Annotated in this window: 5 protein-coding genes; all 5 read right to left on the reverse strand. The window is 42.1% G+C overall.

All coding sequences use genetic code 11. The features are described 5' to 3' along the window. Window positions 1-104 precede the first annotated feature (104 nt). The 5 genes from B4033_RS06270 to B4033_RS06290 all read right to left on the reverse strand — a co-directional run bounded on the left by B4033_RS06270 (window position 105) and on the right by B4033_RS06290 (window position 5,562). A complete protein-coding gene (locus B4033_RS06270) occupies window positions 105-686 on the reverse strand; it encodes a lytic transglycosylase domain-containing protein (RefSeq protein WP_286832725.1) in 582 nt (193 codons plus the stop codon). Between the two features lie 134 nt (window positions 687-820). Then, complete coding sequence (locus B4033_RS06275; RefSeq protein WP_286832727.1) at window positions 821-1,306, reverse strand: GNAT family N-acetyltransferase; 486 nt, start codon at window positions 1,304-1,306, stop codon at window positions 821-823. A 112-nt stretch (window positions 1,307-1,418) separates the two neighbouring features. Further along, window positions 1,419-2,618 (reverse strand): acyl-CoA dehydrogenase family protein, encoded by a 1,200-nt coding sequence (locus B4033_RS06280; protein WP_005222334.1) that lies wholly within the window; start codon window positions 2,616-2,618, stop codon window positions 1,419-1,421. A 28-nt stretch (window positions 2,619-2,646) separates the two neighbouring features. Continuing rightward, window positions 2,647-3,942: an acyl-CoA dehydrogenase family protein gene (locus B4033_RS06285; RefSeq protein ID WP_286832729.1), complete on the reverse strand. Its 1,296-nt coding sequence runs from the start codon at window positions 3,940-3,942 to the stop codon at window positions 2,647-2,649. A 246-nt stretch (window positions 3,943-4,188) separates the two neighbouring features. After that, window positions 4,189-5,562: an ABC1 kinase family protein gene (locus tag B4033_RS06290; RefSeq protein WP_004809593.1), complete on the reverse strand. Its 1,374-nt coding sequence runs from the start codon at window positions 5,560-5,562 to the stop codon at window positions 4,189-4,191. Window positions 5,563-5,647 lie beyond the last annotated feature (85 nt).

Below are 5,647 nucleotides of genomic sequence, written 5' to 3' on the forward strand. Positions count from 1 at the left end.
TAATTGCTTGAATCTACAACTTGGAACTGAGCAAAAAATGATTTATGAAAGAGGTCTAATTAAGCATAATCTATAATTATGCTTAATTACATCTATTAGAAAAACTAAATTGAATTTTTTAACGTTTTTTTATGATTAAGTACCTGTTTAGCGTATTTTTTACCTTGCTTACGCATCTTGCGATTATTTTCAAAACCAGATGGACCGACATTATAATATCCTAGTCCCTTTTTTAAGTCGCCTGCAGATTGTTGATAACGCGCTAATATATAGGAGCCACATTGGACATTGGTGGCTTCATGGAATAAATCAGCTCCACAACTACTTTGCCAATAACGTGGAATAATTTGCATTAAACCTACAGCACCAGCGGATGAGCTGACATACGGACGATAGGTAGATTCTTGTCGGATTACTGCTGCGACTAAGAGTGGATCTAAATTGTGCTGTTCGGCACTTTTAATAATTAGTGGCGATACGCGATTTGCTGTTTCTGGAGAGATAGAATATGCATTTTGTATCCCTCTGGAAAGTTTAGCTGAGCGTTTTTCTATGGAACCTCCACCTAAAGAAGAACATGCAGTTAAAGTGATTGCATTACCTAGGAGGATGAGTCGTTTGAAATGCGAAGGTGTAAAAAAATGAGATAAAAGACGTTTTAAGGGAAAGGACTTAAAGTAGGTCAAAATTAAATATCCGCATTATAAAATTAATTTGATACTAAAAAATGAACTGTTCAGCGTCAAGCTGATTAGCCTTTTAAACCTGAGCTACAATAATTTTTGCAGCTTTTTGGCTTGATCTTTACTTGAGGCATATTTTATATAGTTTTCAGCATCCAGATTTCACACGCTTCATTATGCCCCGTATTGCCTTCAGGATATGCCAGATGTTCAAAGCCCAGTTTTTCATAGAGTTTGACAGCTTGCCAAAGGGATTTTGTCGTTTCCAGATAAATCTTATGAAATTTCTGTTGCTGTGCGAAATCAAAAGCCAGATTCAAAATCTGTTTGGCAAACCCATGTTGACGAATGGCTGGGAGGAAATACATTTTCTGGATTTCTAGAATGCTATTATCACCTTGTAAGGGAGCAATGCCACCACCACCATAAATTTGATCATCTTCATCGACAATAACCCAGTAAGCAGCGTTTGGTTGTTGATAAACCTGATATAAGCTGTCCAGAATAGAATCACCTACTGCAAAACCGGATTCAGCAGCAAGACCAAATTCAATAGAAACTTCACGAATAATTTTGGCAATTTGGGGATTATCTTTAGGCTGGATCGGTCGAATAGAATACATAAATCATAAAATGTAAAAAAAGATGGAAATTTTATAGTCCTAAAACTGTAAAAAATCCATCTTTTTAGCTTATAAATCCATCAATGAGTCAGCATGTTAGAGATTCTACGGCTTACTTCAGCTCACTAGATGATTTACCCAGCTCACGACGAGCAATAATCAGCTGTTGGATTTGCTGGGTACCTTCAAAGATATCGAGGATTTTTGAGTCACGAGCCCATTTTTCGAGTAGCTCAGTCTCGCTATAACCTGCAGAAGATGCTAACTCGACGCACTTTAAAGTGATTTCATTAGCAATACGACCAGCCTTGGCTTTGGCAATTGAAGCTTCGCGAGAGTTGGGTTTACGATTGTCTGCCATCCAGGCTGCTTTGAGCATCAGCAGTCTAGCTGCTTCCCATTCTGCTTCCATCCGGTAAATCTGCGCTGCAATATGGGAGGTCTGTAAATAGGGTGTACCGTAATCCGTATCTAGCTGGTCTTTGAATATCTCTTTGATTCGTTCTAGAGATGCTTTGGAACAGCCAATTGCCATTGCAGCAACCAGTGGTCGGGTATTATCAAAGGTTTCCATTACGCCAGCAAAACCTTTGGCAACATCAATATCGGCATTACCCAACAGATTTGCCGCAGGCACACGACAGTCTACAAAGCTGATTGCGGCGGTATCCGAAGCTTTGATACCAAGTTTATGTTCCAGACGCTCGACTTTCATCCCAGGCGTACCTTTGAGTACCACAAAGGATTTGATTGCAGCACGCCCCAGGCTTTTATCCAAAGTTGCCCACACCACTACAGAATCTGCACGTTCGCCTGAGGTGACAAAGATTTTTTCGCCATTCAGGATATAGTCATCACCATCTTTGGTTGCCGTAGTACGGATTGCAGCAGAGTCTGAACCACAACCTGGCTCGGTAATCGCCATTGCTGCCCAGGTGCCTTCAAAACGTGTCAATTGTTCCTCATTTGCCACCGCTGCAATTGCCGAGTTACCCAGACCTTGGCGTGGCATGGACAGGAGCAGACCTGTATCGCCATAACACATCTCAATAATACTCAGTGCAGTTGACATGTTGACGCCATTTTTATTAGACGTATCCGTATCACCACGTTTATTGACTGCGGCACCAGCATTCATACCTTCGCTACCAGCATTCATGCCATCCACAACAGAAGCCAGCATATCCAGCTCTTTAGGATAGGCATGTTCAGCCTTGTCATATTTACGGGAAATTGGACGTAATACATTCAGCGCAACTTCATGGGCCTGATCAATCAGTAATTTAAATTTTTTTGGATTTTGCAGATTCATTATAATTATTCCATATTCATGTCAAGGATCAGGCATGCAGCCCACTTTGAATGACAGCAGTCGCGCGTAAGTCACGATACCAGCGTTCCACAGGATGTTCACGGGTATAGCCATGTCCACCCAGGATTTGCACGCCATCTGTGCCAATCTGCATTGATTTTTCTGCGCAGAGAATACGGGCCAAATATGCCTCACGATGGAAAGGCTTACCTGCTTCTGCAAGACTGGCAGCGTTTAGCACCAGCATACGCATAGCATCTGTTTCAATTGCCATATTGGCAATCATGAAAGCAACCCCTTGACGATGGGAAATAGGTTCACCAAACGCTGTACGTTCATTGGCATATTGAATACAGTATTTCCTGACAGCCTCGCAGGTACCGACAGCCATGGTACACCACATCAGATTACCTAGATCAATAAAAGCGGTGTAATCAAAATCTTCATCACCGAGACGTTGTGCTGGTGTATTGTCGAAATGCAGTGTGGCAGTTTCATTTGCTTTAAGACCCATCGCAGCTGACTTTTGAATACTGATGCTCGGATCACGTTGCACCACAAATACATCCGGCTGACCATTGAGCATGGCACTGACCAGATAGAGGTCTGCACTGGCTGCGAGTAAGACCAGTGTTTTTTCACCCTGAATCAGATAATGATCTTGGTGTGGTGTTGCTTGGGTTGTAAGCCTAAAAGGATTAAAAGCCGGTATATTTTCCTGCGTGGCAAATGTGGCTCGAATACCTTTATCATTTGCGAAAGAAGCCAGATAGTCGGATTGAATCTGTTCTGAGCCCCATTGAGTCAGGGCATTGATCACACTAAAGGTTGAGAGCAGGCCAGCAGTCAGGCTAAAGTCTCCTTTAGCCAAATGTTCGGCAATCAGCACATTGCTCACAATATTCTTTTCAGTCGCTACACCACCTAAGGACTCAGGCAAGGCATAGAAGTTAAGTCCTAAGTCGGTACCATGTTGCAATAAAACCTCTGGAAAGGTTTCAGCGTGATCTGCATCGTGAGCAAGCGGATAAAGTACTTCGGCTGAGAACTGCTCCATTGCATCTACGGTCATCTGCTGCTCTTCAGTCAGGCTAAGATCAAACAGGGATTTATTCTGATTTGGTAGGCGCTGTTTTTTAATTTTTTGTCCTGATTTCAGCAGCTTTTGTGTCTGGCCTAGGGTTTTAAAACCTGCCTTAGAGCTTTGATAAAGGGACTTTTCAACGAATTTACGTAGCTTAAACTGATCCAGCAGCTCACTGCCTGCAATTTTAGTCAGTATGGATAAGCCAACTCCTTGGGCCTTATTCACCATATTGCTCATTATCATTATCCTGTTATAAATGTTTTAGATATTTTCAGAATTATGCTGACAGGTTGCCTTATAAAAAACTATGTCAGGAATGACATGATTAATTGACAAAAATGAAGTGAGTTTATTTTATTAAATTTGCTAGCAAGTCAATGAAAATATTAATAAAATTATATTATTTGAAAATATTAAAATGCAAGAAATTGACCCGGATGACAGAAATCAACCGGATCAACTTAAAATATCATTTGATTGTCTTTAGAGATGTTTCTTGATCATGGCACGCACATTAGTTTTGGCATCAATCACGGTCATAAAGGTATAAGCACCGATAAATTTACGGCTGATGAACATAAACTCTTTCGGTGGGACGCTGAAATAACGTGATGCCATCGATTTAGAGGCTTGTTGCATGACACGGCTATGCAACTGGCTCTTTTTCCAGTCATAGCGATCTTGTGCATCCATTACGCCGGCTGGCAGGTCTTTATTGTTCATTGGCGAGCTAAATGCTTCAGTGGCCAGCAAGAAAACCTTGGCCATATCTGGTTTGATGCTTTGCGGAATCGAGTCAAAGAATTCATAACCAGTCATGGCTTTGACCATCATATCTGAATCATGATGATAACCCGCTTGAATCAGATTACGTGCCACATTGAGCAGATGCTGGTCAAACTGACGGATTGCACCGAAATCGAGCAGGACAATTTTATCCTGTGCATCGTCACCATTGCCCAAACGTACCAGATAATTCCCGAAGTTCGGGTCAGTCTGCATTTCGCCCCATTCGAAAATCTCGCGTACTGCGATTTCTAAGGAAGCTTCACCGAGTTTATTACGACGTTCCTGTGGCAGAGACAGCATGACCGGACTATTGATTGGTACACCACGCTCATAGGTCATACAGAGCACGCGATCGGTCGAGTAATCTTCAATAATGGTCGGTACGATATAACGTGGATCATTTTGCAGACGTTGACGGAAACGGCGGGTTGTCGCAGCTTCAATTTTGTAGTCCACTTCACGATGCATCATTTCACGAACTTCATCAAACCACTGATCAAATTCACGGGTTTGCGGCACCATACGGGTCAATTTGAGCATGTTTTTAAACAGGCTCATATCTGAGTCAATCGCTTCTGCAACGCCTGGATACTGGATTTTCAGTACCAGTTCCAGCCCGTCAGATTTGCGTTTGGCGCGATGTACCTGAGCCAGTGAGGCTGTTCCTAAAGGTTCATGATCAATGGTTAAATCATCAAGTTTTGAACCAAGCTGCGCTTGTAACTGCGCTTTAATCGCAGGCCAGGCCAAGGCTACAGTCTTATTATTTAATGTATTTAATGCCTGAGTGATTTCTTCTGGCAGAAAATGCTCGCCATAGAGCGCCATCATCTGGCCAATCTTGACGATAGAACCTTTTAGCTTGCCGATTTCTGCAACCAGATAATCAGCCTGTTCTTTCATGGCTTTTTTGCGTTTTTTCTCTTTCTCTTCTTCACTCGAGAACATTGAAGTGGCATTTGATGCTGCCCAGCGGGTGCCTGCAAGTAGGGATGCCTTGGCGATCGATAAGCGTCGATCCATGGATGAGGTTTTCAGTTGTTTGAGCTTATCGTTCTGATCTGACATGTAGAATAAATCCTTTCCCAGCATATAGCAGAATAAATCATTGTAGCGGATATTAACCTGTCTTCACGTATTAAAAAAGTTTTAT

Source organism: Acinetobacter sp. UBA3132 (genome assembly GCF_002364825.1).
In the GTDB taxonomy this organism is placed as follows: Bacteria; Pseudomonadota; Gammaproteobacteria; order Pseudomonadales; family Moraxellaceae; genus Acinetobacter; species Acinetobacter schindleri.